24 protein-coding genes and 1 pseudogene are annotated in these 25,562 nt (G+C 64.4%); 9 read left to right on the top strand and 16 right to left on the bottom strand.

All coding sequences use genetic code 11. The features are described 5' to 3' along the window. Positions 1–2: 2 nt before the first annotated feature. Complete coding sequence (gene xerC, locus CAG11_RS01760; RefSeq protein WP_022641800.1) at positions 3–902, top strand: tyrosine recombinase XerC; 900 nt, start codon at positions 3–5, stop codon at positions 900–902. Then, positions 899–1,600 carry an HAD family hydrolase gene (locus CAG11_RS01755; RefSeq protein WP_053133693.1) on the top strand — a complete coding sequence of 234 codons (702 nt, stop codon included), beginning with the start codon at positions 899–901 and terminating at the stop codon, positions 1,598–1,600. Before xerC ends, CAG11_RS01755 begins: the two co-directional genes overlap by 4 nt. Positions 1,601–1,677: 77 nt before the next feature. On the opposite strand, the gene sutA is transcribed toward CAG11_RS01755, so the two are convergent. The 4 genes from sutA to glnK form a co-directional block, all read right to left on the bottom strand. Further along, positions 1,678–2,001 (bottom strand): transcriptional regulator SutA, encoded by a 324-nt coding sequence (gene sutA, locus CAG11_RS01750; protein WP_085594254.1) that lies wholly within the window; start codon positions 1,999–2,001, stop codon positions 1,678–1,680. A 101-nt stretch (positions 2,002–2,102) separates the two neighbouring features. Then, a complete protein-coding gene (locus CAG11_RS01745; RefSeq protein WP_022641803.1) occupies positions 2,103–2,528 on the bottom strand; it encodes a secondary thiamine-phosphate synthase enzyme YjbQ in 426 nt (141 codons plus the stop codon). Positions 2,529–2,737: 209 nt separating this feature from the next. Next, entirely contained in the window at positions 2,738–4,075 is a 1,338-nt protein-coding gene (locus CAG11_RS01740) for an ammonium transporter (protein WP_031320686.1), read from the bottom strand. A gap of 35 nt (positions 4,076–4,110) precedes the next feature. Then, positions 4,111–4,449: a P-II family nitrogen regulator gene (gene glnK / locus CAG11_RS01735; protein WP_002555808.1), complete on the bottom strand. Its 339-nt coding sequence runs from the start codon at positions 4,447–4,449 to the stop codon at positions 4,111–4,113. A gap of 411 nt (positions 4,450–4,860) precedes the next feature. Between glnK and CAG11_RS01730 the strand changes: the two genes are divergently transcribed. Continuing rightward, positions 4,861–5,121 carry an accessory factor UbiK family protein gene (locus CAG11_RS01730; protein ID WP_022641805.1) on the top strand — a complete coding sequence of 87 codons (261 nt, stop codon included), beginning with the start codon at positions 4,861–4,863 and terminating at the stop codon, positions 5,119–5,121. A gap of 157 nt (positions 5,122–5,278) precedes the next feature. Beyond that, positions 5,279–6,772, top strand: coding sequence for a YifB family Mg chelatase-like AAA ATPase (locus CAG11_RS01725; RefSeq protein WP_085594252.1), 1,494 nt, complete (start codon positions 5,279–5,281; stop codon positions 6,770–6,772). Positions 6,773–6,776: 4 nt separating this feature from the next. Here the strand turns inward: CAG11_RS01725 and CAG11_RS01720 are convergent, their stop codons facing one another. Beyond that, complete coding sequence (locus CAG11_RS01720; protein WP_085594250.1) at positions 6,777–7,355, bottom strand: TetR/AcrR family transcriptional regulator; 579 nt, start codon at positions 7,353–7,355, stop codon at positions 6,777–6,779. Positions 7,356–7,468: 113 nt separating this feature from the next. Between CAG11_RS01720 and CAG11_RS01715 the strand changes: the two genes are divergently transcribed. Next, the gene (locus tag CAG11_RS01715) at positions 7,469–8,395 is read left to right on the top strand and encodes an ABC transporter six-transmembrane domain-containing protein (RefSeq protein ID WP_256578552.1); all 927 of its coding nucleotides are present in this window, start codon (positions 7,469–7,471) and stop codon (positions 8,393–8,395) included. A 3-nt stretch (positions 8,396–8,398) separates the two neighbouring features. Here CAG11_RS01715 and CAG11_RS01710 read toward each other — a convergent pair whose 3' ends face one another. From CAG11_RS01710 to CAG11_RS01700, 4 genes and pseudogenes are all read right to left on the bottom strand, one after another. Then, positions 8,399–9,367 carry a Ca2+-dependent phosphoinositide-specific phospholipase C gene (locus CAG11_RS01710; protein WP_085594246.1) on the bottom strand — a complete coding sequence of 323 codons (969 nt, stop codon included), beginning with the start codon at positions 9,365–9,367 and terminating at the stop codon, positions 8,399–8,401. 117 nt (positions 9,368–9,484) lie between these two features. Further along, entirely contained in the window at positions 9,485–10,207 is a 723-nt protein-coding gene (locus CAG11_RS34395) for a methyl-accepting chemotaxis protein (protein ID WP_371857886.1), read from the bottom strand. A 180-nt stretch (positions 10,208–10,387) separates the two neighbouring features. Further along, positions 10,388–11,461 (bottom strand): annotated as a pseudogene (locus CAG11_RS34390) (Cache 3/Cache 2 fusion domain-containing protein); the annotation flags it as partial. Positions 11,462–11,654: 193 nt separating this feature from the next. Beyond that, the gene (locus tag CAG11_RS01700; protein WP_085594241.1) at positions 11,655–12,575 is read right to left on the bottom strand and encodes a LysR substrate-binding domain-containing protein; all 921 of its coding nucleotides are present in this window, start codon (positions 12,573–12,575) and stop codon (positions 11,655–11,657) included. Between the two features lie 157 nt (positions 12,576–12,732). Here CAG11_RS01700 and CAG11_RS01695 point away from each other — a divergent pair, with 157 nt between their 5' ends. Beyond that, positions 12,733–14,124 (top strand): NorM family multidrug efflux MATE transporter, encoded by a 1,392-nt coding sequence (locus tag CAG11_RS01695; protein ID WP_172681657.1) that lies wholly within the window; start codon positions 12,733–12,735, stop codon positions 14,122–14,124. A gap of 9 nt (positions 14,125–14,133) precedes the next feature. Here the strand turns inward: CAG11_RS01695 and CAG11_RS01690 are convergent, their stop codons facing one another. After that, positions 14,134–15,807, bottom strand: a complete 1,674-nt coding sequence (locus CAG11_RS01690) for a bifunctional diguanylate cyclase/phosphodiesterase (RefSeq protein ID WP_053133681.1) — start codon at positions 15,805–15,807, stop codon at positions 14,134–14,136. Positions 15,808–16,074: 267 nt separating this feature from the next. Here CAG11_RS01690 and rep point away from each other — a divergent pair, with 267 nt between their 5' ends. Both rep and CAG11_RS01680 read left to right on the top strand, forming a co-directional pair. Continuing rightward, positions 16,075–18,084, top strand: a complete 2,010-nt coding sequence (rep, locus tag CAG11_RS01685; protein ID WP_085594239.1) for a DNA helicase Rep — start codon at positions 16,075–16,077, stop codon at positions 18,082–18,084. Positions 18,085–18,140: 56 nt separating this feature from the next. Next, positions 18,141–18,713 carry a xanthine phosphoribosyltransferase gene (locus tag CAG11_RS01680; protein ID WP_022641819.1) on the top strand — a complete coding sequence of 191 codons (573 nt, stop codon included), beginning with the start codon at positions 18,141–18,143 and terminating at the stop codon, positions 18,711–18,713. A 13-nt stretch (positions 18,714–18,726) separates the two neighbouring features. Here CAG11_RS01680 and CAG11_RS01675 read toward each other — a convergent pair whose 3' ends face one another. The 6 genes from CAG11_RS01675 to dadA all read right to left on the bottom strand — a co-directional run bounded on the left by CAG11_RS01675 (position 18,727) and on the right by dadA (position 24,853). Continuing rightward, complete coding sequence (locus CAG11_RS01675; protein ID WP_085594237.1) at positions 18,727–20,649, bottom strand: acetyl-CoA hydrolase/transferase C-terminal domain-containing protein; 1,923 nt, start codon at positions 20,647–20,649, stop codon at positions 18,727–18,729. Positions 20,650–20,785: 136 nt separating this feature from the next. Then, entirely contained in the window at positions 20,786–21,202 is a 417-nt protein-coding gene (locus CAG11_RS01670; RefSeq protein WP_031320691.1) for a cytochrome c5 family protein, read from the bottom strand. 181 nt (positions 21,203–21,383) lie between these two features. Continuing rightward, positions 21,384–21,932 (bottom strand): cupin domain-containing protein, encoded by a 549-nt coding sequence (locus CAG11_RS01665; protein WP_085594235.1) that lies wholly within the window; start codon positions 21,930–21,932, stop codon positions 21,384–21,386. Between the two features lie 131 nt (positions 21,933–22,063). After that, the gene (gene alr, locus CAG11_RS01660) at positions 22,064–23,137 is read right to left on the bottom strand and encodes an alanine racemase (RefSeq protein ID WP_085594233.1); all 1,074 of its coding nucleotides are present in this window, start codon (positions 23,135–23,137) and stop codon (positions 22,064–22,066) included. An 89-nt stretch (positions 23,138–23,226) separates the two neighbouring features. Continuing rightward, a complete protein-coding gene (locus CAG11_RS01655) occupies positions 23,227–23,580 on the bottom strand; it encodes a RidA family protein (protein ID WP_022641824.1) in 354 nt (117 codons plus the stop codon). Further along, the gene (dadA, locus tag CAG11_RS01650; protein WP_053133665.1) at positions 23,552–24,853 is read right to left on the bottom strand and encodes a D-amino acid dehydrogenase; all 1,302 of its coding nucleotides are present in this window, start codon (positions 24,851–24,853) and stop codon (positions 23,552–23,554) included. The genes CAG11_RS01655 and dadA overlap by 29 nt, the downstream gene beginning before the upstream one ends. 155 nt (positions 24,854–25,008) lie before the next feature. On the opposite strand from dadA, the gene CAG11_RS01645 reads away from it, so the two are divergent. Next, positions 25,009–25,497 carry an Lrp/AsnC ligand binding domain-containing protein gene (locus tag CAG11_RS01645; RefSeq protein WP_011064210.1) on the top strand — a complete coding sequence of 163 codons (489 nt, stop codon included), beginning with the start codon at positions 25,009–25,011 and terminating at the stop codon, positions 25,495–25,497. Positions 25,498–25,562 lie beyond the last annotated feature (65 nt).

Raw genomic sequence — 25,562 nt, 5'->3', positions numbered from 1 at the left:
GCATGCAAGGACAACTGGACGCCTACTGCGCGCACCTGCGCAGTGAGCGCCAGGTGTCGCCCCACACCCTGGAGGCCTACCGCCGCGATCTTGGCAAGGTGCTGGGGTTCTGCGAGAAGCAGCAGATACGCAGCTGGGTCGACCTGGATATCCAGGGCCTGCGCAGCCTGATCGTACGCCTGCACCAGCAGGGGCAGTCCTCCCGCAGCCTGGCCCGGCTGTTGTCCGCGGTACGCGGGCTGTATCACTACCTGAATCGCGAAGGGTTGTGCGAGCACGACCCGGCCAACGGCCTGGCGCCACCCAAGGGCGAGCGGCGGCTGCCCAAGACCCTGGATACCGACCGGGCCCTGCAACTGCTCGATGGCGCGGTGGAAGACGACTTCCTGGCCCACCGCGACCAGGCGATCCTGGAGCTGTTCTATTCCTGCGGATTGCGCCTGTCCGAGCTGACCAGCCTGGATCTTGCGCAGTTGGACCTGGCCGACGGCCTGGTGCAGGTCCACGGCAAGGGCAGCAAGACCCGGGTCCTGCCGGTGGGCCGCAAAGCCCGCGAGGCCCTGGCGCTGTGGCTGCCACTGCGGGCCTTGAGCAACCCGCCGGACGGCGCCCTGTTCGTCAGCCAGAAAGGCCGGCGCCTCGGCCCCCGGGCCATCCAGCTGCGGGTCAAGGCCGCGGGCGAGCGCGAGCTGGGGCAGAACCTGCACCCGCACATGTTGCGCCACTCCTTTGCCAGCCACCTGCTGGAGTCCTCCCAGGACTTGCGTGCCGTGCAGGAGCTGCTGGGCCATTCGGACATCAAGACCACGCAGATCTATACCCACCTGGACTTCCAGCACCTGGCCGCGGTCTACGACAGCGCCCATCCACGGGCCAAACGCAACAAAGGCGGTGAACAATGACCATCAAGCTGATCACCTTCGATCTCGACGACACCTTGTGGGACACCGCTCCGGTGATCGTCAGCGCCGAGGCCACCCTGCGCCAGTGGCTGGCCGAACATGCCCCGGACCTGGGCGGCGTGCCGGTGGAGCACCTGTGGGCGATCCGCGCGCAAGTGCTGGAGCGCGAGCCCGAGCTCAAGCACCGGATCAGCGCCTTGCGCCGGCGCGTGCTGTTCCATGCACTGGAGGAAGCGGGGTATGAACAGGCTGAGGCCAGCCGGCTGGCCGCAGAGGGCTTCGAGGTGTTCCTGCATGCCCGGCACCAGCTGGACATCTTCCCCGAGGTGCAACCGACCCTGGAGGCCCTGGCCAATCACTTCGCCCTGGGAGTGGTCACCAACGGCAATGCCGACGTGCGTCGCCTGGGCCTGGCGGACTATTTCCAGTTCGCCCTGTGCGCCGAGGACATCGGCATCGCCAAGCCCGATGCCCGGCTGTTCCAGGAGGCCCTGCAGCGCGGCGGCGCCAGTGCCGACACCGCGGTGCATATCGGTGACCACCCGGGCGACGACATCGCCGGCGCCCAGCAGGCCGGTTTGCGCGCCATCTGGTTCAACCCGGGCGGCAAGGCCTGGGAAGCCGAGCGCGCACCCGATGCGCAGATCCGCAGCCTGACCGAACTGCCCGCGCTGCTGGGACGCTGGAAGTCCCTCTAGACGCTCGCCCGCTTTTTACACCGGCATGAAAAAACCCGCAGCGACGGCGGGTTTTTTCAGCAAGCAAGTAGCAAGGCTCAGATAGGCCGGCTGCCGTACTTGTTATCAGGCTTCTTGGGCGGGTCGGCGACCACGTTGGCCTCGACTTCCTGCACTTTACCGCCACGGGCCAGGAATTCTTCCATGGCACGCGCCAGTGCATCGCGCTCCTTGTTCTTGGCTTCGACACTCGGCAGCTCGTCTACCGAGACAGCGGCCTTGGACTTGCCTTTGGCGGTCGGAGCGGGAGCCTCACCGCCATCGTCTTCCGCCACATCTTCGGCGGCCGCTTCAAGACCTTCTTCGGTATCGTCTTCGTCACCTACTTCGAGGTCGTCGTTTTCCAGATCATCGTCGCTCATGTTCTACCTCATGACTTGCGAAAAGCAGATTAGTTATAGCCCAGCTCGGCCATCTGTCGAAGGCTGCCGGAAAAAATCAACATCCACTGATACTCAGCGGCTTATGCCTTATCACCCTGCAAGGTGACAAGGACTTTACGAGCACCGCCGTGATCACGGTGCTCGCCCAGGTAAACACCTTGCCAGGTGCCCAACGCCAGCCGGCCCGCCGAGATCGGCAAAGTCAGCTGACAGCCTAGCAAACTGGCCTTGAAGTGGGCCGGGAGGTCGTCCGCGCCTTCGTCGTTGTGTTCGTACCCGCTCATGCCTTGGGGCACCAGGGTATTGAAGAAACGCTCGAAGTCGCGCCGGACCGCCGGGTCGGCATTCTCGTTGACGGTCAACGAGGCCGAGGTATGTTGCAGCAACAAGTGCAGCAGTCCGACTCGATATGCCTTCAACTCAGGCAAGCCGGCGAGCAACTCGTCCGTTACCAGGTGAAAGCCCCGGGGCCTGGCCCGCAGGGTAATCAGGGTCTGTTGCCACATACCTATCTCCACGCTTCGGCGCGCATTCTAGCGCGCTCAGGAAAAAAACAAAGCGCCGAATAATCCTGCTTTAGTGTAAGCATTTGCCCTACTAAAAATCGTCTGGCAAACCTGCCAAGGCTCACCATAAAAACCTTTCAGCCTTCCTCAATGACAAGCACCAGGCAAAAAAAAGCCCGGCCGAAGCCGGGCTTTTTCGAGCAGGGTGCTTACAGGTTGTAACCGCGCTCATTGTGCTGGGCCAGGTCGAGGCCGACAGCCTCTTCTTCCTCGGTCACCCGCAGGCCGATGATCGCATCCAGCACCTTGAGGATGATGAAGGTCGCCACGGCGGTGTAGATCACGGTCAGGCCCACGCCCTTGGCCTGGACCCAGACCTGCGCGGCGACGTCGGTCACGGTGCCGAAGCCACCCAGGGCCGGGGCGGCGAAGACCCCGGTCAGGATCGCTCCGAGAATGCCGCCAATGCCATGCACGCCGAAGGCATCCAGGGAGTCGTCATACCCCAGCTTGCGCTTGAGGCTGGTCGCGCAGAAGAAGCACACCACACCCGCCGCCAGACCGATGACCAGGGCCCCCATCGGGCCGACGGTACCGGCCGCCGGAGTGATCGCCACCAGGCCTGCCACCACGCCCGAGGCGATCCCCAGGGCGCTGGGTTTACCGTGGGTGAGCCACTCGGCAAACATCCAGCCCAGGGCCGCGGCAGCGGTAGCGATCTGGGTCACCAGCATGGCCATGCCGGCAGTGCCATTGGCCGCTGCGGCGGAACCGGCATTGAAACCGAACCAGCCGATCCACAGCATCGCCGCGCCCATCAGGGTGTAGCCGAGGTTGTGCGGGGCCATCGGCGTGGTCGGGAAACCCTTGCGCTTGCCCAGCACCAGGCAGCAGACCAGGCCGGCGATACCGGCGTTGATATGGACTACGGTGCCGCCGGCGAAATCCAGCACGCCCCAATCGCCCATCAGCGAACCCGGACCGCTCCAGACCATGTGCGCGATGGGCGCATAGACCACGGTGAACCAGATGCCCATGAAGATCAGCATCGCCGAGAACTTCATCCGCTCGGCGAAGGCACCGACGATCAGCGCCGGAGTGATGATGGCGAAGGTCATCTGGAAGGTGACGAATACCGCCTCGGGGAACAGCGCCGCCGGACCGGTCACGCTGGCCGGGGTGATACCGGCGAGGAAGGCCTTGGACAGGCCGCCGACGAAGGAATTGAGGTTGACCACGCCAGCTTCCATCCCGCTGGTGTCGAACGCGATGCTGTAGCCATAGATGAACCACAGGACAGTCACCAGGCCAGTGATGGCGAAGCACTGCATCATCACCGAAAGAATGTTCTTGGACCGCACCATGCCGCCGTAGAACAGCGCCAGCCCGGGGATGGTCATGAACAGTACCAGGGCGGTGGAGGTGAGCATCCAGGCGGTGTCGCCGGAATTGAGGACTGGAGCAGCCGCTTCGTCTGCCGCCATGGCCAAGCCAGGCATTACGAGGGGCAAAAGGGCTCCTAGCCCTGCGAATTTACGCAGAGTCATGTTGTTTTCTCCTGGGGCGTTGGGTTTGGGGCGGCTTAGATTGCGTCGGTATCGGTTTCGCCGGTACGGATGCGAATAGCCTGTTCCAGATTGACCACGAAGATCTTGCCGTCACCGATCTTGCCGGTGTTGGCAGCCTTGGTGATGGCCTCGATGACCCGGTCCAGATCCTTGTCGTCGATGGCGACATCGATCTTCACCTTGGGCAGGAAATCGACCACGTATTCCGCGCCGCGGTACAGCTCGGTATGGCCCTTCTGCCGACCGAAGCCCTTGACCTCGGTGACGGTAATGCCCTGCACGCCGATTTCGGACAGCGACTCGCGCACGTCGTCCAACTTGAACGGCTTGATGATGGCGGTGACTAGCTTCATGAAACTCTCTCCCGAATTGGTGGACTTGCCCCAGGAAAACAAACCCGACTCAAGTCTAAGCGCAGTGCCTGGCTTTGTAACGCATCGTCGGCCCTCCTCAGCCGGACCGACGCTAGCCGCCCTGACGAAACACTCCCCGTTTCGTCGGTCGCACTGCATTCGTCACAGCGACTGCATCAGTGCATGGGTCACCAGGGTCTAAGCAGAAAGCTTGCCAGGTCGGGAAACACCAGCGATTTCATGAAGTTGCCCGCGGCCCGCGGCCAGGGGCGGGAAAACCCGCCACCGATACGCACGATAACGGTGCGCGCGGTGGCGGCCCGATGCGCAAAAAACGTGCAGGCCGGGCGGCGCCAAGCCCTCGGTTCGTGCGTGATACACTGCGGCCCATCAGCTATTCAGGACATTCCCATGCTCGCCCCCAAAGATCTCCTCGACGCCCTGAGCGGCCATGCCTCGCGCTTGTTCAGCGGCGAAACTCCCTTGCCGCGCAACGAAATCGAAAGCCAGTTCAAGGCCCTGCTGCAAAGCGGCTTCAGCAAGCTGGACCTGGTCAGCCGGGAAGAATTCGACAGCCAGATGGTGGTCCTGGCGCGCACCCGGGCCCGCCTGGAAAGCCTGGAAGCCAAGGTCGCCGAGCTGGAAGCCAGGCTTGAGCCGAAGGATCAATGAGCTGACACCCTCCTCGCCGGCCGCGCGCCTTCATCAAGGCTGAAGAACAGGCCGGCGACACATCCTGTCTGCATTGCCCAGCGCTCGCGCTGCCCCCCTCGCCTATCCTTGCAACACCGCAGGATGCGGTTCCCGCCGCTGCAAGGAAGAACGTCGCATGTCCCTGGCCATCATCCACAGCCGCGCCCAGATGGGCGTACAGGCTCCGGCCGTCAGTGTCGAAGTGCACCTGGCCAACGGCCTGCCGAGCCTGACCCTGGTGGGGCTGCCCGAAACCGCGGTCAAGGAAAGCAAGGACCGGGTCCGCAGCGCGATCCTCAATGCCGGCTTCGACTTCCCCGCCCGGCGCATCACCCTCAACCTGGCTCCCGCCGACCTGCCCAAGGACGGTGGCCGCTTCGACCTGGCGATCGCCCTGGGCATCCTCGCGGCCAGCCAGCAACTACCGGCCACGGCGCTGGATCGCGTCGAGTGCCTGGGCGAGCTGGCGTTGTCCGGGGCCGTGCGCCCGGTGCGCGGCGTGCTGCCGGCGGCCCTGGCAGCACGGGATGCCGGCCATGCCTTGCTGGTGCCCCGGGCCAATGCCGAGGAAGCCTGCCTGGCCTCGGGCCTGAGCGTGATCGCGGTCGACCATTTGCTGGAGGCGGCGGCCCATCTCAACGGGCAGGCGCCGATCCCGGCCTGCGTCAGCCAGGGCCTGCCCCATGACCGCGCGCCCTACCCCGACCTGCGCGACGTCCAGGGCCAGCTGGCCGCCAAGCGGGCCCTGCTGGTGGCTGCGGCCGGGGCCCACAACCTGCTGTTCTGCGGCCCGCCCGGCACCGGCAAGACCCTGTTGGCCAGCCGCCTGCCCGGCCTGCTGCCACCGCTGCAAGAACACGAGGCCCTTGAGGTAGCAGCCATCCAGTCGGTGAGCAGCCCCGCCCCGCTGGAACACTGGCCACAGCGTCCGTTCCGCCAACCCCACCACTCGGCGTCGAGCGCGGCCCTGGTGGGCGGTGGCTCGAAACCGCAGCCCGGGGAAATCACCATGGCCCACCATGGCGTGCTGTTTCTCGACGAGCTACCGGAGTTCGACCGCAAGGTCCTGGAGGTCCTGCGCGAGCCCATGGAATCCGGGCAGATCGTCATCGCCCGGGCCCGCGAGCGGGTGCAGTTTCCGGCACGCTTCCAGTTGGTGGCGGCGATGAACCCCTGCCCCTGTGGATACCTGGGCGAACCCAGTGGCCGCTGCCGTTGCACGCCGGAGCAGATCCAGCGCTATCGCAACAAGCTCTCCGGCCCGCTGCTGGATCGCATCGACCTGCACCTGACCGTCGCCCGCGAGGCCACGGCCCTGAACCCCGCGCCGCAACCGGGCAACGACAGTGCCAGCGCCGCCGACCTGGTGGCCCGTGCGCGCAACCTGCAACTGCGGCGCCAGGGCTGCACCAACGCCCTGCTCGACCTGCCCGGCCTGGCGCGCCATTGCAGGTTATCCACAACCGACGAGCGCTGGCTGGAAGCAGCCTGCGAGAACCTCGGCCTGTCGCTGCGCGCCGCCCACCGCCTGCTCAAGGTGGCCCGGACCCTGGCCGACCTTGAACAGGCCACCGCCATCGGCCGCGAGCACCTGGCGGAGGCACTGCACTATCGCCACGGCAGCGGTTGAAGGTTCAGTCATCCAAACCCAGCAGCAACCCGGCGACCTCCATGACCTCCGTCAACGCGGCCTGTTGCGCCGCGGCTGAAGCCTGCAGCAGCAGATCGTCGGTGTAGCCCATGGCCAGGGCGAAGATCTGCCGCGCCGCCCGCCCGGCATCCGCGCAGCGAAACACCCGGGCCTGGACGCCAGCGGCGATGATCGATGCCAGCAACGCCTGCCACTGGCCATTGATTCGCAGGTAGACCTCGGCCAGCTCGGCGTCGTGCATGGCTTCATCCCAGGCATCGAGCCACAGCCCCCAACCGACGGAGTTGGAGTCCGTCAGGCAATCGAGGAGAAATATCCGCAGGGCCTCGGCCGGTTGCACATCGCGCACCAGGTCCTCCACCGCCGCCAACTGGCCATCGGCGAAACGCACGAAGGCCTCGCGGCGCAGTTCCTTGAAGTCGCTGAAGTAGTGGTAGATGTGGCTGCGGGACAGGCCGGCATGCTCGGCCAGGTCACGGGTGGAAACCTCGGCGAAACCCTTGCTGTGAAACAGTTCCAGGGCTGCGCCGATGATCTGGTCCTTTCGGTCGTTACGGGACATCGGCAATCGAACCTCTTGGTGCCGGGATGACCGGCACTTGCATTTTGAGCGATCGCTCAAGGATAATTGAGCACTCGCTCAATATTAACCGTTATCTCATTTGTGGTGCAGTCATGTCTGTCGTCACTCGCCCCGCCATCGCGGATCCCACCCAGAAACTCGGCCAGCAGTCTGCCGGCCAGACCCTCAAGGCCATCGCTCGCGCCTATCCAGGCAAGCTGTTCGTCACCTTGTCGCTAGTGGCCCTGGAGAACGCCCTGCTGCTGGCCTACCCGCTGTTCGCCGGGTTCGCCGTGGACTCGATCCTGCGTGGCGATACCACCCACGCCCTGGTCTACGCCATGGTGGTGCTGGGTTTCTGGGTCGTCGGCGCGGCCCGACGGGCCGTGGATACCCGGACCTTCACCCGCATCTATGCGGACCTGGCCGTACCGGTGATCCTCAACCAGCGCCAGCAACAGCAGAACACCTCGACCGCGGCGGCGCGGGTGGTGCTGGCCCGGGAGTTCGTCGACTTCTTCGAGAAGCACGTGCCGATCATCGCCACCGCCCTGGTCTCGATCATCGGTGCGGCGGTGATGCTGCTGGCCATCGAACCCTGGATCGGCCTGGCCTGCCTGGTGGCGCTGGTCCTGTGCGTGGTGTTGCTGCCGCGTTTCGCCCGGCGCAACCAGCAGCTGCACGAGCGCCTGAACAACCGCCTGGAAAAGGAAATCGGCCTGGTGTCCAGGGTCGGTGCCCAATCCCTGCAGCGCCACTACCGCCTGCTGTCGCGGCTACGGATCTGGCTCTCGGACCGGGAAGCCACGGCCTACCTGTTCCTCGGCGTGGTGGCGGCAGTGCTGTTCGTGATCGCCATCACCCAGCTGTCGCTATTACCCGAGGTCAAGGCCGGCCATGTGTACGCAGTCATGACCTACCTGTGGACCTTCGTCAGCAGCATCGACGAAGCGCCAAGCATGGTCGACCAGTTGGCGCGCCTGCGGGATATCGGCAAGCGCGTGGATCCGGGGCTCGGCGACGCCACCGAACCCCAATAAGGCTCAGAACGGCCGGATGCGCACACCACCGTCCCCCTGATCGGCGAACTTGTAGTACGCCGACAGGTTGACCTGCTCGGCGATGTGCTGGGCGAAGGACACCCCATCGTCACCCCAGACCCGGCCGATATGGCTGTAGGCAAAGGCCTGGGCCGCCCACTTCTTGTCGCCCTTGCCCATGTTGTTCATGGCCACGTAGCCCGATGACTGGTCGGACATGCCACTGACCTTGCCGCTGACATCGTTCTGGCCATTGGTGACCGGGGAGATGAACACCTTGGCACTGGAGGTCCGGGCCTCGGCGTACTGCGAGAGCTTCTGGTTCTCGGAGTGGTTGAGCACCAGCAAAACCTTGCCCTGCAACTGGCTGGCGGTGGGCCAGTCCTTGCCCTTGAGGTTCTTCTGCAAGGCCCCGGCACTGCTGCCGATGGAGCTCGCCAGGTCCTGGGGGGTATAGAGCTTGCCCTGGAAGATCCGGCTCACCAGATCGTCGAAATCCTGCGGTGTGCGCCCGGAACTGGCTTTTGACCAACCCTGCTTCTTGTCCAGGATCACGGTGATGGGGAAATGCCCCGGATGGCCGTCGCTCCAGTTCTTGATGTCGTTCAGGCAGGCTTCCAGGTCGTTCTTGCCGGTGCCATCGCCCGTGCAGTTATTGTCGTTGCCGGACTGGAACAGGGTGCCCGGGTTATGCCGCACGAACCAATGCCGTGGCGAGCCTCCGGTGGCCGCGTCGCGCTGGTCCCAGAAGTCCAGCTCCAGGGTGCGCACACTGTCGAGCACACTGCTGAAGGTGCCTGCGTACTGCTTTTCATAGCAGTTGTGGCAGGCCACCTGGGCAATGCGGTTGAACGGCGTGGTCCAGGCTGCCGGGGCGATGAACGCCGGGCTTTCCTGGCCGAAGGCTGCGTGGCCGAGCAAAAGCGTCGACACAGCCAATAGAGGGGGAACGAAACGGGATAGACGAGTCATGCTTGCTCCTGCTGAAAGGTCAGTCCTTGAAGGGCAATCAACCGCTCATCTGTTTTAGTCCAATCATGCGTCATTGCAACCAGCGCCCTCCAACGCCAGGCCGGAGGGCAGGTGCCGTCAACGGAAGCGATCGACCTCGTGGCGCAGGTCGGCAGCCAGGGCCTCCAGCTCGCGTGCGGTAACCGCCAGGTTGGACACCACCTCACGCTGTTCGCTGTTGGCCTGGGCGATGCTCTGCAGGTTGCGGCTCAGGACCGTGGCCGTGCTGCTCTGCTCCTGGGTCGCGGTGGTGATGGCGGCGAATTGCTCGCCGGCACTCTGGCTCTGCTCGTCGATTAAGGCCAGCGCCGCGGCCACTCCGGCGTTGCGTGACAAACCTTCCTGCATCAAGCGGTTGCCCTGCTCCATGGTCTGGATGGCATTGCCGGTTTCCTGCTGGATGCTGCTGATCATCTGCGAGATTTGCGCGGTGGCCTCGCGGGTACGCGAAGCCAGGTTGCGTACCTCGTCGGCCACCACCGCGAAGCCCCGCCCCTGCTCCCCGGCACGGGCCGCCTCGATGGCTGCGTTGAGGGCCAGCAGGTTGGTCTGGTCGGCGATGGCGGTGATGACCCCGACGATCCCGCCGATTTCCTCGGAGCGCTGGCCCAGGGTGTCGATCACCGCCGCGGTGCTGCCCAGCGCCCCGGCGATCTGTTCCAGGGACGACGAAGCCTGCTCCATGGACTCGCGGCCGATATGGGTCTGCTCGGCGTTCTCCTCCGCCAGGCGCTGGGTGCTGCCCATGTTGTCGGCGATGTTCAGCGACGTGGCGCTGAACTGCTCCACGGCCCCGGCCATGCTGGTGATTTCCCCGGACTGCTGCTCCATGCCTTCGTAGGCACCGCTGGACAGCCCGGACAGCGCCTGGGCCCGGCCACTGACCTCGGTGGCGGAGCGGCGGATGTGCTCGACCATGGTCGACAAGGCCTCGCCCATCTGGTTGAAGCTGCGGGCCAGTTGGCCGATCTCATCGTGGCTGGAAACATTCAGCCGCGCGCTCAGGTCACCACCGCCCAGGGCCTGGGCCTGGCGTACCAGGTCGCCCAGGGGCGCCAGCTTGCTACGCAGCAACCAGACCGTGGCGCCCACCGCCAGCAGCATCGCCAACAGGCTGCCGATCACCAGGCGCAGCCCCACGCTCCAGGTCACCTGGCGGATCTCGGACTTGGGCATGCTCGCCACCACCGACCAGGGGCCGTCGGCGAAAGGCATCGCCAGGCTGTAGAAGTCCTCGCCACCATCGCTCCAGAAACGCCCCTTGCCCGGCTCCTTCGCCGCGTCTACTAGGACCTGCGCTGCCTGGTCCAGGGCCTGCACGCCGGCCGGCGGCACCAGCCACTTGTGCTGTTCGTCGAGCAGGGCCAGGGAGCCGCTCTGGCCGATGCGGAAGCGCTTGAGATTGGCGAACTGCGCGTTCTGCGCGTCGGTGTAGTCGAAACCCACGAACAACACGGCGATCACTCGGCCACTGCGGTCCGTCACCGGGGTGTACTGGGTCATGTAGAAGCGCTCGAACAGCAGCGCCCGGCCAACGTAGCCCTGCCCGGCCATGAGCTTCTGGTAGGCCGGATGGGCGTGGTCGAGCAAGGTGCCGATGGCGCGGCTGCCATCCTGCTTGCTCAGGGAGGTGCTGACACGGATGAAATCGTCGCCGCTGCGCACGAACAGGGTCGCGACCCCGGCGGTCATCTGCTTGAACCCATCCACTTCATCGAAATTGTTGTTCAGTACCACATTGCCCAGGTGCAAGCCAGGAGTCTGCACCCCGGCGACGGTCACCGGCTCGTCGGGATGCACGCTCAGGCCACTGCGAAAGCGGTTCTCGAACAAGCCGCTCAGGCGCTGGGTACTCTCGCGCAGGCTGCCATGGAAGGTGTTGAGTTGGTCGGCCAGCAGGCGGGCTTCGCTGGCCAGGTGTTCTTCGCGGGTATCGAGGTTCGCCGAATCCAGCGAACGCAAGGCAAACAGGGTGCTGCCGCTGATCACCAGGGCGAGTACCAGGGCAAGGGCTAGCCCTAGCTGGGAGGCTATCCGGGCACGGGGTTGGGACATGATGGCTCCTGGCCGAGAAGGCGGATCATCCTGATCACGTGGCACGCTCGGCAGCAATAATTCCAAGATTTTCTAGTGAGTTAGGACCTTCCTGAACGCTGGTTCCATATCCCAGGATTCGGCGGCGCCCGGCAATACTTGAGCGGCTTGCAAGGATATATCTCCAGCCCCGCCAACCGGGAGCTTCAACGTTTCAGCCCAGACGCTCCACCTGGGGCAGCTGCATGGCCGCGACCTCCCCTTGCAGGAAGTCGCTCAGGCGCCGCAGGCGCTCGCCGCCGGGCCGGGTCCTGGGCCATACCAGATAGTAGTCCAGGCCACTGGCCACCGCCGTCGGCCAGGGCAGGCTCAAGCGCCCCTGGGCCACGTCCTCGGCCACCATCAGCAGATCGCCCATGGACACACCGTAGCCCCGTGCCGCAGCGATCATCCCAAGCTCCAGGGTGTCGAACACCTGTCCGCCCTTGAGCGAAACCCGGTCGGCCAGCCCCATGTGCTCGAGCCAACTGCGCCAGTCGCGACGGTCCGGGGTCGGGTGCAGCAACTCGGCGCTCGCCAGGCGCGCCGCATCCCAGGGCTGGTCGTTGAGCAGGTTCGGCGCGCCCACCGGGATCAGCAGTTCCGGGAACAGGCAGCTGGACTCCCAGTCGGCGGGAAAGTGGCCGTTGCTCAGCAGCACCGCACAGTCGAAAGGCTCCTGGTTGAAATCCACCGAGTCCACATCCATCCAGGCACTGGTGAGCTGCACTTCGTTGCCCGGCTGCAAGTGGCGGAAACGACTGAGCCGCGCCAGCAGCCAGCGCATGGTCAAGGTCGACGGCGCCTTCATGCGCAGGATGCCGTCTTCACCGTGCAGGATGCTGCACGCACGCTCCAGGGCTGCGAACCCTTCACGCACGCCCGGCAACAGCAGGCGGGCCGCCTCGGTCAACAGCAGGTTGCGTCCGCTACGCTGGAACAATCGGCAGGCGAAGTGTTCTTCCAGGGTACGGATGTGCCGGCTGACGGCGCTCTGGGTGATCGACAGCTCTTCGGCGGCCCGGGTGAACGAACTGTGCCGGGCGGCGGCCTCGAAGGCCCGCAAGGCGTAGAGAGGGGGTAGACGGCGGGACATGCTCGGGCTCCGACAGCGCAATGACGCCACGCTACCAGAAAGCGCTTCGCATGAGTTTTTATCATGCGAGCAAGTATATTTATCGCTTTGTGCAACGGGCCAAGAGCGCCGAGAATCAGCGCCTCTACCGATATCCACCTGATCGAGCCTGATGACCATGCAGCATCCTGCACGTACCGAACTCTGGGCCATCCTGCGGCTGGCGGGGCCGTTGATCGCCTCGCAGCTGGCGCACATGCTGATGGTCCTCACCGACACCCTGATGATGGCTCGCCTGAGCCCCGAGGCCCTGGCCGGCGGCAGCCTGGGGGCGGCCAGCTATTCCTTCGTCTCGATCTTCTGCATCGGGGTGATCGCCGCGGTGGGTACCCTGGTGGCGATCCGGCATGGCGCTGGCGACATCGAGGGCGCCACGCGCCTGACCCAGGCCGGCGTGTGGCTGGCCTGGCTGATGGCCCTGGTGGCCGGCCTGCTGCTGTGGAACCTCAAGCCAGTGCTGTTGCTGTTCGGCCAGACCGAAAGTAACGTCCAGGCCGCCGGCCAGTTCCTCCTGATCCTGCCCTTCGCCCTGCCCGGCTACCTGAGCTTCATGGCCTTGCGCGGCTTCACCAGCGCCATCGGCCGGGCCACGCCAGTGATGGTCATCAGCCTGTGCGGCACGGTGGCCAACTTCCTGCTCAACTACGCGCTGATCACCGGCATGTTCGGCCTGCCCAAGCTCGGGCTGGTGGGCATCGGCCTGGTCACCGCCATCGTCGCCAACTGCATGGCCGTGGCCCTGGCCTGGCACATCAAGCGTCACCCGGCCTATGCCGCCTACCCGCTACGCCAGGGGCTGTCGCGGATCAACACCCGTTACCTGCAGGAGCTGTGGCGCCTGGGCCTGCCCATCGGTGGCACCTATGCCGTGGAAGTCGGGTTGTTCGCCTTCGCCGCGCTGTGCATGGGCACCATGGGGAGCACCCAGCTGGCGGCCCACCAGATCGCCCTGCAGATCGTTTCGGTGGCGTTCATGGTCCCGGCGGGAGTCTCGTACGCCATCACCATGCGCATCGGCCAGCACTACGGGGCCGGGCAATTGCTGGACGCGCGCCTGGCAGGCAGGGTCGGCATCGCTTTCGGCGCAGTGGTGATGCTGGGATTCGCGGCGGTGTTCTGGCTGCTGCCGAACCAGTTGATCGGACTGTTCCTGGATCACAACGACCCGGCCTTCGCCCCGGTGATCCATCTGGCGGTGAGCCTGCTGGCGGTGGCGGCCTGGTTCGAGCTGTTCGATGGCACCCAGACCATCGCCATGGGAGCGATCCGCGGCCTCAAGGATGCCAAGACCACCTTCCTGGTGGGCCTGGGCTGCTACTGGCTGATTGGCGCGCCTTCGGCCTGGCTGATGGCCTTCACCCTGGGCTGGGGGCCGACCGGCGTCTGGTGGGGCCTGGCCCTGGGCCTGGCTTGCGCCGCCATCAGCCTGACCCTGGCGTTCGAGTGGCGGATGCGGCGCATGATCAAGCGCGAGGGGGCGACGCCGGCCATGGACCTGCAGCCGGAGTGAGCCCCTGGCTCAGACCACTTCTTCGTGGAGCGCGCGCTGGCTGTTGCCGAAGGTCAGGTACTCCACCAGCTCGGCCAGCGGCAGCGGCTTGCTGATCAGGTAGCCCTGGGCCTGGTCGCAGCCGAAGTCGCGCAACAGCGCCAGTTGCTCGGCGGTCTCCACGCCTTCGGCCACCACCTCCAGGTTGAGGTTGTGTGCCAGGTTGATCATGGCGTGGACCAGCTTGCGGTTTTCCTCGCGCTGCTCCATGCCGCCGACAAAGCTCTTGTCCACCTTGAGCAGGGCGATCGGCAGGCTGTTGAGGTGCACGAACGAAGAGAAACCGGTACCGAAGTCGTCCAGGGAAAAGCGCACGCCCAGCCGCCCCAGGGCGTCCATGGTCTGCTTCACCAGGTCGCTGCGGCGCATCACGGCGGTTTCGGTCAGCTCGAACTCCAGCCACTGCGCTTGCACCCCATGCTCGGCGATCAAGCGCCCCAGCGTCGACAGCAGCTGGCTGTCCTGGAACTGGCGAAACGACAAGTTGACCGCCATGTGCAGCGGCTCCAGCCCGCGCTCGCGCAGGGCTTGCATATCCCGCAGGGCGCGGGAAATGACCCAGTAGCCCAGGGGCACGATCAGTCCGCTCTGCTCGGCCAGGGGCACGAACTCGCTGGGCGGTAACAGGCCGCGTTCGCCATGGCGCCAGCGCACCAGGGCCTCGAGGCCGACGATCTTGCCATCATGCAGGTTCAGCCGCGGCTGGTAGTGCAGCTCCAGCTCATCACGGCGCAGGGCCCGGCGCAGCTCGCTTTCCAGGTCGGCCAGGCTGCGCGCGTTGCGGTTGATCCGCTCGTTGAAGATATGAAAGGTGCAGCCCTGGGTGCTCTTGGCCTGCTGCATGGCGATGTGCGCATGCCACATCAGCGGATCGGCACCGGCGTTGGCGCGAGCGTGGGCGATCCCCAGGCTGCAGCCGATCAACAGGCTTTCACCATCGATCCAATAGGGTTCGGCCATGGCTTCGGTGATGCGTTCGGCCATCCATTCGGCGCGCTGTGGAGCGCGGCGGGTATCGATCAGCAAGGCGAACTCATCGCTGCCCAGGCGCGCCAGCTGGTCACCGGCCTCCAGCTGGCTCTTGAGCCGCGAGACCACCTGCAGGATCAGCCGGTCACCGGCCTGGTGGCCCAGGGCATCGTTGGCGTGGCGAAAGTTGTCCAGGTCCAGGTGGCCCAGGGCCAGGCCGCGCCCGTCGTTTTCCGCCAGGCGCGCCGCCAGCAGCGTCTGAAAACCCTGGCGGTTGGCGATGCCGGTCAAGGGGTCCTGCTCGGCCAGGCGCTGCAAGGTGTTCTCCAGCACTCCGCGCTCGCGCACATGGCGCAGGCAACGACGCAAGGCGTCGGTGCTCAGGCTCGAACCCACCAGCCAGTCGCTGGCCCCCACCGGCGTCACCGTGGGCTCCTGGTCCAGCAACAGGATAGTGGGCAGGCTGCAACGCCCGGGTCCGGGCTGCAGTTGTGGAATGGTCAACAGGACCGCGTTGCGATCATCTTCGAACAGTCGGCTGACCGACTCCCAACTGGGAGCGTTGATCAATACCACCGAGTCTCCCAACGGAGCGACACACTCGCGCAACAACGCTGTCCATACCGGCTCGAGGGCCAGTAGCAGCACACGCAAGGGTTCGACAGGCTTGGACAAGCTAGCTCCCTAGACTCTGCAAAAAAGTTGGCGGCGGGCATTATGGCGCGCAAAAGGACAATATCAATTGATATTGATTATCATACGCAATTTCTTGTACCGCTCTAATTCGAACATTAGACGCATATTTAGCGCGCATCCTGCGGGAAAGTATCAAAACCGGCAAATTTAGATAGCGTTATGCGTCACAAGTCGGAGAGACGCAGCAGAATCCGTTCATCCTGTTAAAATGCCCGCCCTTTTCGCAATCGATCCCTTTTTACCGTCATGTCCCGACTCAATCCCCGGCAGCAAGAAGCCGTGAACTACGTCGGCGGCCCTCTTTTGGTGCTCGCCGGTGCAGGCTCCGGCAAGACCAGCGTGATCACCCGCAAGATCGCCCACCTGATCCAGAACTGCGGGATCCGCGCCCAGTACATCGTCGCCATGACCTTCACCAACAAGGCGGCACGGGAAATGAAGGAACGGGTCGGCACCCTGCTGCGCAGCGGCGAGGGTCGCGGCCTGACCGTATCGACCTTCCACAACCTGGGCCTGAACATCATCCGCAAGGAGCATGCGCGGCTGGGCTACAAGCCGGGCTTCTCGATCTTCGACGAGACCGACGTCAAGGCCCTGATGACCGACATCATGCAGAAGGAGTATTCCGGGGACGACGGCGTCGACGAGATCAAGAACATGATCGGCGCCTGGAAGAACGACCTGATCCTGCCCGCCCAGGCCCTGGAAAACGCGCGCAACCCCAAGGAACAGACCGCGGCCATCGTCTACACCCACTACCAGCGCACGCTCAAGGCGTTCAACGCAGTGGACTTCGACGACCTGATCCTGCTGCCGGTGAAGCTGTTCGAGGAGCACGCCGACATCCTCGAGAAGTGGCAGAACAAGGTGCGCTACCTGCTGGTGGACGAATACCAGGACACCAACGCCAGCCAGTACCTGCTGGTGAAGATGCTCATCGGCACGCGCAACCAGTTCACCGTGGTAGGCGACGACGACCAGTCGATCTATGCCTGGCGCGGCGCGCGCCCGGAAAACCTGATGCTGCTCAAGGACGACTACCCGTCCTTGAAAGTGGTGATGCTGGAGCAGAACTACCGCTCCACCAGCCGCATCCTGCGCTGCGCCAACGTGCTGATCTCCAACAACCCCCACGAATTCGAAAAGCAGCTGTGGAGCGAGATGGGCCACGGCGACGAGATCCGCGTGATCCGCTGCAAGAACGAGGACGCCGAGGCCGAGCGGGTGGCCATGGAAATCCTCACCCTGCACTTGCGCACCAACCGTCCCTACAGCGATTTCGCGATCCTCTACCGGGGCAACTACCAGGCCAAGCTGATCGAGCTGAAGCTGCAGCACCACCAGGTGCCCTATCGCCTGTCCGGCGGCAACAGCTTCTTCGGCCGCCAGGAAGTGAAGGACCTGATGGCCTACTTCCGCCTGATCGTGAACCCCGATGACGACAACGCCTTCCTGCGGGTGATCAACGTGCCGCGCCGGGAAATCGGCTCCACGACCTTGGAGAAACTCGGCAACTACGCCACCGGACGCGGTATCTCCATGTACGCCGCCACCGAGGAAATCGGCCTGGGCGAGCACCTGGACAGCCGCTTCACCGACCGCCTGGCACGCTTCAAGCGCTTCATGGACCGGGTCCGCGAACAATGCGCCGGCGAAGATCCGATCGGCGCCCTGCGCAGCATGATCATGGACATCGACTATGAGAACTGGCTGCGCACCAACAGCTCCAGCGACAAGGCCGCGGACTACCGGATGGGCAACGTCTGGTTCCTTGTCGAGGCCCTGAAGAACACCCTGGAAAAAGACGAAGACGGCGAGATGACCGTCGAGGACGCCATCGGCAAGCTGGTCCTGCGGGACATGCTGGAACGCCAGCAGGAAGAGGAAGACGGCGCCGAAGGGGTACAGATGATGACCCTGCACGCCTCCAAGGGCCTGGAGTTTCCCTACGTGTTCATCATGGGCATGGAGGAGGAAATCCTCCCCCATCGCTCCAGTATCGAAGCCGATACCATCGAGGAGGAGCGACGCCTGGCCTATGTAGGCATCACCCGCGCGCGCCAGACCCTGGCCTTCACCTTCGCGGCCAAGCGCAAGCAGTACGGCGAAATCATCGACTGCGCGCCAAGCCGCTTTCTCGACGAACTGCCTCCGGACGACCTGGCCTGGGAAGGCAACGACGACACGCCGACCGAGGTCAAGGCCGTTCGCGGCAACAACGCTTTGGCCGATATACGCGCGATGCTAAAGCGGTAAAATCGACTATTTTTCAACAGACCCTTGGCCCCAAAGTGGCCATCAGAGGAAGCTCCGTGGAAGCACTGCACCAGAAAATTCGCGAAGAAGGCATCGTGCTTTCCGATCAAGTACTGAAAGTCGACGCCTTTCTGAACCATCAGATCGATCCGCAGTTGATGAAATTGATCGGCGACGAATTCGCCAGGCTGTTCAAGGACTCGGGCATCACCAAGATCGTGACCATCGAGGCCTCCGGCATCGCTCCTGCGGTCATGACCGGCCTGAACCTGGGTGTACCGGTGATCTTCGCCCGCAAGCACCAATCCCTGACCCTGACCGAGAACCTGCTCTCAGCCACCGTCTATTCCTTCACCAAGCAAGTGGAAAGCACCGTGGCCATCTCGCCACGGCACCTGACCAGCAGCGACCGCGTGCTGGTCATCGACGACTTCCTGGCCAACGGCAAGGCCTCCCAGGCCCTGATCTCGATCATCAAGCAGGCCGGCGCCACCGTGGCCGGCCTGGGCATCGTGATCGAGAAATCCTTCCAGGGCGGCCGCGCCGAACTGGACTCCCAGGGCTACCGCGTGGAATCCCTGGCGCGGGTCAAATCCCTGGCCGGCGGCGTGGTCACTTTCATCGAGTGACCCGGCGCCAGGCTCACGGCTGACGAGTGGCCTGCAGGCCAGCCAGCAACAAGCGCTGGTACAGGTCTTCACGCAGGCCCTCGGGCTGCTCCAGCCCCATGCGCTCCAGGTGCTCGGGAAATGCCTCGGGCTCCGGCGCGTCGAAGGCTGCCTTGCCCAGCTCGAGGATCTCGCTGAGCTTGAACTTGCTCTTGAGCCAGTTCAGCGCCCGCAGCAAGTCGCGCTCCTGGGCGGTGAAATCACTGCCCAGCGGATACTCTGGAAACAGGTGGCGGTGGCGCGCCTGGATGTCCAGCAAGCGCTGCGGAGTGTTATCGGCAAAGCGCGGATCCAGGCGGAAGTCCCTGGGCAGCTTGCCGGCCTTCTGTGCCTGTTCCATCAGCCCGGGCTGGAAACGTGAATCGCTGATGTTGAGCAACGCCTCGATCACCTTCGCATCGGACTTGCCCCGCAGATCGGCGATCCCGTACTCGGTGATGACGATGTCCCGCAGGTGCCGCGGGATGGTGCAATGGCCGTACTCCCAGACGATGTTGGAACTGACCTCCCCGGCCGACTCCCGCCAACTGCGCAGGATCAGCACCGAACGGGCATCCGCCAGGGCATGGCCCTGGACCACGAAGTTGTACTGCCCGCCCACGCCGCTCAACACCCGCCCGCCCTGCAATTGGTCGGACACCGCAGCGCCCAGCAGGGTCATGGTGAACGCGCTGTTGATGAAGCGCGCATCGCGACGTTGCAGGCGCTTGAGCTCCTCGTGGCCATACAGCTCGTTGATGTAGCTGATGGCGCTCATGTTGAACTCCGCGAGCCGCTCCTTGGGCAGCTCGCGCAGGCGCTGGTAGAAGCTGCGCGGCCCGAGGAAGAAGCCGCCATGGATCGCAACCCCGCCCGGCGTGGACGGGTCCAGGGTTCCGGCATTGGCCTGTTCCTGCAGCTCCTGGCTCGGGTAGACCTTGCGCCGCACGATCCCGGCATCGGCCAGGGCCAGCAAGCCGTTGACGAACATCTCGCTGCAACCATAGAGCCCCTGGGCAAACGGCTCGACGCCGCCCTCGCGATCGATCAGCGGCTGCCAATGATCCACCTGCAAGTCCGCCAGCAAGGCACGGTAGCCCTGGTTGTCCGCCTGGCGTGCGAGCAAGGCGGCGGTCAGCGCATCGCCCATGGAACCAATGCCGATCTGCAGGGTGCCGCCATCGCGCACCAGGGTACTGGCGTGCAGGCCGATGCAATGGTCTTGCACGCCCACCGGCATGTTCGGCGTGGAAAACAGCGTGCTGCGCTCTTCTTCGTCGATCAGCAGGTCGAAGTCCCTCGCCTGGACTTCAGCGTCGCCCGGCATGTAGGGCAGGTCCGCATGGACCTGGCCGAGGATCAGGATGGTCTCCCCGGCGGCGCGGCGCTTGGCGATCAGCGGCAGCATGTCCAGGGTGATGTCCGGGTTGCAGCTCAGGCTCAGCTGGCCAGGCCGCTGCGGATCGCGGGCCACCAGCTGGGCCACCAGGTTCAGGCCGGCGGCATTGATGTCCCGGGCCGCATGGCTGTAGTTGCTGCTGACGTAGTCCTGTTGCGCCGCCGCGCTGTGCAGCAGGCTGCCGGGCTGCATGAAGAACTGCTCGACGCGGATGTTGGCCGGCAGGCTGTCGCGGTGCAGGTCGGCAAGGAAGTCCAGCTCGGGATAGTCGCCGAACACCCGCTCGACGAAGGGTTCGAGAAACCGCCGCTGCAAGCCGTCGCCCAGGGCCGGGCGCCCCAGGCTCAGGGCGGTGTAGATGGTCAGTTGGCGCTCGGGCAACTGGGCGATGCGCCGGTACAGGGCATTGGCGAACCGATTGGGTTTGCCCAGCCCCAGGGGCATGCCCATGTGGATGTGTTGCGGCAAGCGGGCGAGTACTTCATCCACCGCCTGCTCGATGGAACAGGATTGCAGCATCTGACCCTCCAGGAACCGTCCGTGAATTGGGGTTGGACCGAGCTTGCCGGGAGTTTGCTGCATTGAACAGGGCGCAGGTCAAATCGCGCCCACAAAAAAGCCGCTCGCAAGCGGCTTTTTCGCTGCAGATGACCGCTTATTTCAGGCCGGACATCTTCTGGATCGCGCCCTTGAGCTCCTCATCGGAGCAATCGGCGCAGGTGCCTTTAGGAGGCATGGCATTGATGCCGGTAATCGCCTTGGCCAGGATGCCATCGAGGCCGCCCTGGTGATCGGCACGCTCTTTCCAGGCAGCGGTATCGCCGATCTTCGGTGCGCCCAGCAGGCCACTGCCGTGGCAAGCGTTGCAGTGCTTGGCGATCACGTCGTCCGGCGACTTGGCGCCACCGCCACCGCCAGCGGAGGCAGCGACTTCCATCCCCTTGCATTCCTGACCCTGGACACAGACCTGGCCAACGGGCTCGAGGCGCTTGGCGATATCGTCATTGGTCGCAGCTTGAGCGCTGACTGCCCAAAGGGCCAATACGGTTGCTGGTGCGGCCAGCATTTTCATAATTAGGTTCACGCGTACACCCTCAATGGTGGCTAGTCACGCCTGCGGCCACGGTTTCGCAGGCGGGCGAAAGTATAACGGTTAGCCCGCCACACTGAAACAACCCCAAAGTCGAAGGGGTCTTGATCGCGGCGAAATGTCGCTGGAGCCTCGCTGCAAGCCTTGCAGGACGCCTCTTGGTCTAGAAATTCGCTGGGGTGGCTGCGCTGATTAGTCGCGCCGGCACATCGAACGGATTACGGAAACGATGGGGCTTGGTGCTTTCGAAATAATAGCTGTCACCGGCCTCGAGGATGAAGGTTTCCAGACCTACCACCAGCTCCAGGCGACCTTCGAGCAGGATCCCGGTTTCTTCGCCGTCATGGGTGAGCATCTCGTCACCGGTGTCGGCGCCCGGCGGGTAGATCTCGTTGAGAAAGGCGATAGCGCGGCTCGGGCGGGCGCGCCCCACCAGCTTCATGGTCACGGCGCCATCGGAAATGTCGATCAGTTCGTGGGCTTTGTAGACGATCTGCGAAGGAGTCTCCTGGAGAACTTCCTCGGAAAAGAACTCCACCATGGACATGGGGATGCCGCCCAGCACCTTGCGCAACGAGCTGATCGAAGGACTGACGCTGTTCTTCTCGATCATTGAAATGGTGCTGTTGGTGACGCCCGCGCGCTTGGCGAGTTCACGCTGGGACAAACCCTTCAGTTTACGGATGGATTGCAGTCGTTCACCGACGTCCAATACGGCAGTCTCCTAGGCGGGAATCAGGCGTTGTTGTAATCGAGCGTTATCATGGCGACAGCGTTCAGTATTTACAACACTTGCCCCGGATTCCCCCAGGATAGGCGACTTTCGGTACGGCCCGCGGGGCCTCAGCCCTCGCTGTACACCAGCGGCACCCGCCGCAGGTTGCAGAAGAACTGGTAGGGAATGGTATCGGCCGCCAGGGCGACCTCGCTGGCCAGGATGTTCTTGCCCCACAGTTCCACGGTCGAGCCCAGGCCGGCCTCGGGCACGTCCGTCAAATCGACACACAGCATGTCCATGGAAACCCTGCCCAGCAGGCGGCTGCGCTGGCCGGCCACCAGTACCGGGGTGCCGGTGGGCGCATGGCGCGGATAGCCGTCGGCGTAACCCATGGCGACCACGCCGATCCGCATCGGCTTGTCGGTGATGAACTTGGCGCCGTAGCCGATGGGCTCGCCGGCAGGCAGCTCACGCACGCAGATGACCTTGGACTCCAGGGTCATCACCGGTTGCAGGCGCTCGGCCAGCGAGTTGGCCTCTTCGAACGGCGTCGCCCCGTAGAGCATGATGCCCGGGCGCACCCAGTCGCTGGGCGCACTCGGCCAACCCATCAGCGCCGGCGAGTTGCGCAGGCTGACCTCGGCCCCAAGGCCCTGGCGGGCCGCTTCGAATACCGCGATCTGCTCGGTGCTGCTGGTGCAATGCAATTCGTCGGCACGGGCGAAGTGGCTCATCAGCACGATCTTCTCGACCTTGCCGCTGGCCTGCAGCCGCTGGTAGGCGCCCTGGTAGTCCTTGGGGTGCAGGCCGACCCGGTGCATGCCCGAGTCCAGCTTGAGCCAGACCGTCAGCGGCTTGGCCAGGCTCGCTTGCTCGATGGCCTCCAGCTGCCACAGCGAGTGCACCACGCACCAGAAATCATGCTCGATGATCAGCGCCAGCTCCGACGCCTCGAAGAACCCCTCCAGCAACAACACCGGCGCGCCAATGCCCGCGGCGCGCAGCTCCAGGGCTTCCTCGATGCAGGCCACGGCAAAACCGTCGGCGCAATCCTCAAGGGCCTGGGCGCAGCGCACCGCGCCATGGCCATAGGCATCGGCCTTGATCACCGCAAGGGCACGGGCACCCGAGACTTCGCGGGCCAGTTGATAGTTGTGACGCAGGGCTTGGAGATCGATCAGGGCACGGGCAGGACGCATGGCGGCAGACTTCTAGGCGGTCATGGGAATAAAAACCGGTGCTGGATGGCGCAGAACCGCCACCGGCACCGGGAGAGGGATCTTTTCGTTTAAGGCAGGGCGGCCACTACCGACAGCTCGACGAGGATTTCCGGCTCGCAGAGCTTGGCCTCGACGGTGGCCCGGGCCGGTGCCACGCCCTTGGGCAGCCACTGGTCCCAGACACTGTTCATGCCTTCGAAATGGGCATCGATGTCCTTCAGGTAGATGGTTACCGACAGCAGCCGGGTCTTGTCGGTGCCGGCCAGGTCCAGCAAGCGCTCGATGCTGGCCAGGGTTTCCCGGGTCTGTTGCTCAATCCCGGCCTGCAGGTTGTCCCCGACCTGTCCGGCCAGGTAGACGGTACCGCCGTGAACAACGATCTGGCTCATGCGCTCATTGGTGAGCTGGCGCTGGATTGACATGTTTAGCTGACTCCTGAGGGTTGCCATAACGGGAAATGTCGAGGCCTTCGGCACTGATCTGCGGCTTCTTCTTGGCCATCAGGTCCGCCAGCAGGCGGCCCGAACCGCAGGCCATGGTCCAGCCGAGCGTACCGTGGCCGGTGTTCAAGAACAGGTTGCGATACGGCGTGGCGCCGACGATCGGCGTGCCATCCGGGGTGGTGGGACGCAGCCCGGTCCAGAAGCTGGCCTGGGACAGGTCGCCGCCCTGAGGATAGAGGTCGTTGACGATCATCTCCAGCGTTTCACGCCGGCGTGGGTTCAACGACAGGTCGAAACCGGCGATCTCGGCCATGCCGCCGACCCGGATACGGTTGTCGAAACGGGTGATCGCGACCTTGTAGGTTTCGTCCAGGATGGTCGACGTCGGGGCCATCGCCGAGTTGGTGATCGGCACGGTCAGGGAGTAGCCCTTGAGCGGATACACCGGCGCCTTGATGCCCAGTGGCTTGAGCAATTGCGGCGAGTAGCTGCCCAGGGCCAGCACGTAGCGATCGGCGGTTTCCAGCTTGCCGTCGATCCACACGCCGTTGAGCCGGTCGCCGGCGAAGTCCAGGCGCTGGATGTCCTGGCCGAAGCGGAACTCGACGCCCAGCTTGACGGCCATTTCCGCCAGGCGGGTGGTGAACATCTGGCAGTCGCCGGTCTGGTCGTTGGGCAGGCGCAGGGCACCGGCGAGGATGTTGGTGACGCTGGCCAGGGCCGGCTCGACCCGGGCGATGCCGTCGCGGTCCAGCAGTTCGAAAGGCACGCCGGACTCCTTGAGCACGGCAATGTCCTTGGCCGCACCGTCCAGTTGCGCCTGGGTACGGAACAGCTGGGTGGTACCCAGGCTGCGACCTTCATAGGCGATGCCGGTTTCCGCCCGCAGTTCGTCGAGGCAGTCGCGGCTGTATTCGGACAGGCGCACCATGCGCTCTTTGTTCACGGCATAGCGGCTGGCGGTGCAGTTGCGAAGCATCTGCGCCATCCACAGGTATTGATCGACGTTGGCGGTGGCCTTGATCGCCAGCGGGGCGTGGCGTTGCAGCAGCCACTTGATGGCCTTGAGCGGAACGCCCGGGGCGGCCCATGGCGAGGCATAGCCAGGCGACACCTGGCCGGCGTTGGCGAAGCTGGTTTCCATGGCAACGGCAGGCTGACGGTCCACCACGGTCACTTCGAATCCGGCTTGAGCCAGATAATAGGCACTGGTGGTTCCGATAACGCCACTGCCCAAGACCAGAACGCGCATTTTCATATCCTCATCGCGGCTGACCGCCGCCGGTTGTTATTCGAAGCAAAGATGCGCGCAGTGTAAGAAACATCAGGCAGTGATTTTCACTATATAACCGCCTATATTTGGCGAGAATTCTCGGCAATATCGCTTTTCACGGAGGGGCATCCCCTATGAGAACCAACCACCAGACCCGCCGCGCCCTGGACAAGATCGACCGCAACATCTTGCGCATCCTGCAGGCCGACGGACGCATTTCCTTCACCGAGCTGGGGGAACGGGTCGGCCTCTCCACCACCCCCTGCACCGAGCGGGTACGGCGCCTGGAACGCGAAGGGATCATCATGGGCTACAACGCCCGCCTCAACCCGCAGCATCTGAAGGGCAGCCTGCTGGTCTTCGTCGAGATCAGCCTGGACTACAAGTCCGGCGACACCTTCGAGGAGTTCCGCCGGGCGGTGCTCAAGCTGCCCCACGTGCTGGAGTGCCACCTGGTCTCCGGCGACTTCGACTACCTGGTCAAGGCACGGATCTCGGAGATGGCCTCGTATCGCAAGCTGCTGGGCGACATCCTGCTCAAGCTGCCCCACGTGCGCGAATCCAAGAGCTACATCGTGATGGAGGAAGTGAAGGAAAGCCTGAGCCTGCCGATTCCCGACTGAAGGCTAGCAGGCCGTTGAAAAACCTAGGCGAGGCAGCTAGCGCAAGGCGCAAACAGGCGAAAAAG

Source organism: Pseudomonas sp. B6(2017) (genome assembly GCF_002112765.1).
In the GTDB taxonomy this organism is placed as follows: Bacteria; Pseudomonadota; Gammaproteobacteria; order Pseudomonadales; family Pseudomonadaceae; genus Aquipseudomonas; species Aquipseudomonas piscis.
The sequence above is the reverse complement of the archived record's forward strand: the minus strand, read 5'-3'. Positions and strand labels throughout refer to the sequence as shown.

Excerpts from the sequence above, each read along its gene's own strand:
- CAG11_RS01675 (WP_085594237.1), bottom strand. The coding sequence starts at position 20,649 with ATGCTGCAATCCTGTTCCATCGAGCAGGCGGTGGATGAAGTACTCGCC.
- CAG11_RS01725 (WP_085594252.1), top strand. The coding sequence starts at position 5,279 with ATGTCCCTGGCCATCATCCACAGCCGCGCCCAGATGGGCGTACAGGCT.
- CAG11_RS01755 (WP_053133693.1), top strand. The coding sequence starts at position 899 with ATGACCATCAAGCTGATCACCTTCGATCTCGACGACACCTTGTGGGAC.
- sutA (WP_085594254.1), bottom strand. The coding sequence starts at position 2,001 with ATGAGCGACGATGATCTGGAAAACGACGACCTCGAAGTAGGTGACGAA.
- dadA (WP_053133665.1), bottom strand. The coding sequence starts at position 24,853 with ATGCGCGTTCTGGTCTTGGGCAGTGGCGTTATCGGAACCACCAGTGCC.
- rep (WP_085594239.1), top strand. The coding sequence starts at position 16,075 with ATGTCCCGACTCAATCCCCGGCAGCAAGAAGCCGTGAACTACGTCGGC.
- CAG11_RS01730 (WP_022641805.1), top strand. The coding sequence starts at position 4,861 with ATGCTCGCCCCCAAAGATCTCCTCGACGCCCTGAGCGGCCATGCCTCG.
- xerC (WP_022641800.1), top strand. The coding sequence starts at position 3 with ATGCAAGGACAACTGGACGCCTACTGCGCGCACCTGCGCAGTGAGCGC.
- CAG11_RS01715 (WP_256578552.1), top strand. The coding sequence starts at position 7,469 with ATGTCTGTCGTCACTCGCCCCGCCATCGCGGATCCCACCCAGAAACTC.
- alr (WP_085594233.1), bottom strand. The coding sequence starts at position 23,137 with ATGCGTCCTGCCCGTGCCCTGATCGATCTCCAAGCCCTGCGTCACAAC.
- CAG11_RS01695 (WP_172681657.1), top strand. The coding sequence starts at position 12,733 with ATGCAGCATCCTGCACGTACCGAACTCTGGGCCATCCTGCGGCTGGCG.
- CAG11_RS01645 (WP_011064210.1), top strand. The coding sequence starts at position 25,009 with ATGAGAACCAACCACCAGACCCGCCGCGCCCTGGACAAGATCGACCGC.
- CAG11_RS01700 (WP_085594241.1), bottom strand. The coding sequence starts at position 12,575 with ATGTCCCGCCGTCTACCCCCTCTCTACGCCTTGCGGGCCTTCGAGGCC.
- CAG11_RS01745 (WP_022641803.1), bottom strand. The coding sequence starts at position 2,528 with ATGTGGCAACAGACCCTGATTACCCTGCGGGCCAGGCCCCGGGGCTTT.
- CAG11_RS01710 (WP_085594246.1), bottom strand. The coding sequence starts at position 9,367 with ATGACTCGTCTATCCCGTTTCGTTCCCCCTCTATTGGCTGTGTCGACG.
- CAG11_RS01670 (WP_031320691.1), bottom strand. The coding sequence starts at position 21,202 with ATGAAAATGCTGGCCGCACCAGCAACCGTATTGGCCCTTTGGGCAGTC.
- CAG11_RS01655 (WP_022641824.1), bottom strand. The coding sequence starts at position 23,580 with ATGTCAATCCAGCGCCAGCTCACCAATGAGCGCATGAGCCAGATCGTT.
- CAG11_RS01720 (WP_085594250.1), bottom strand. The coding sequence starts at position 7,355 with ATGTCCCGTAACGACCGAAAGGACCAGATCATCGGCGCAGCCCTGGAA.
- CAG11_RS34395 (WP_371857886.1), bottom strand. The coding sequence starts at position 10,207 with ATGGCCGGGGCCGTGGAGCAGTTCAGCGCCACGTCGCTGAACATCGCC.
- glnK (WP_002555808.1), bottom strand. The coding sequence starts at position 4,449 with ATGAAGCTAGTCACCGCCATCATCAAGCCGTTCAAGTTGGACGACGTG.
- CAG11_RS01740 (WP_031320686.1), bottom strand. The coding sequence starts at position 4,075 with ATGACTCTGCGTAAATTCGCAGGGCTAGGAGCCCTTTTGCCCCTCGTA.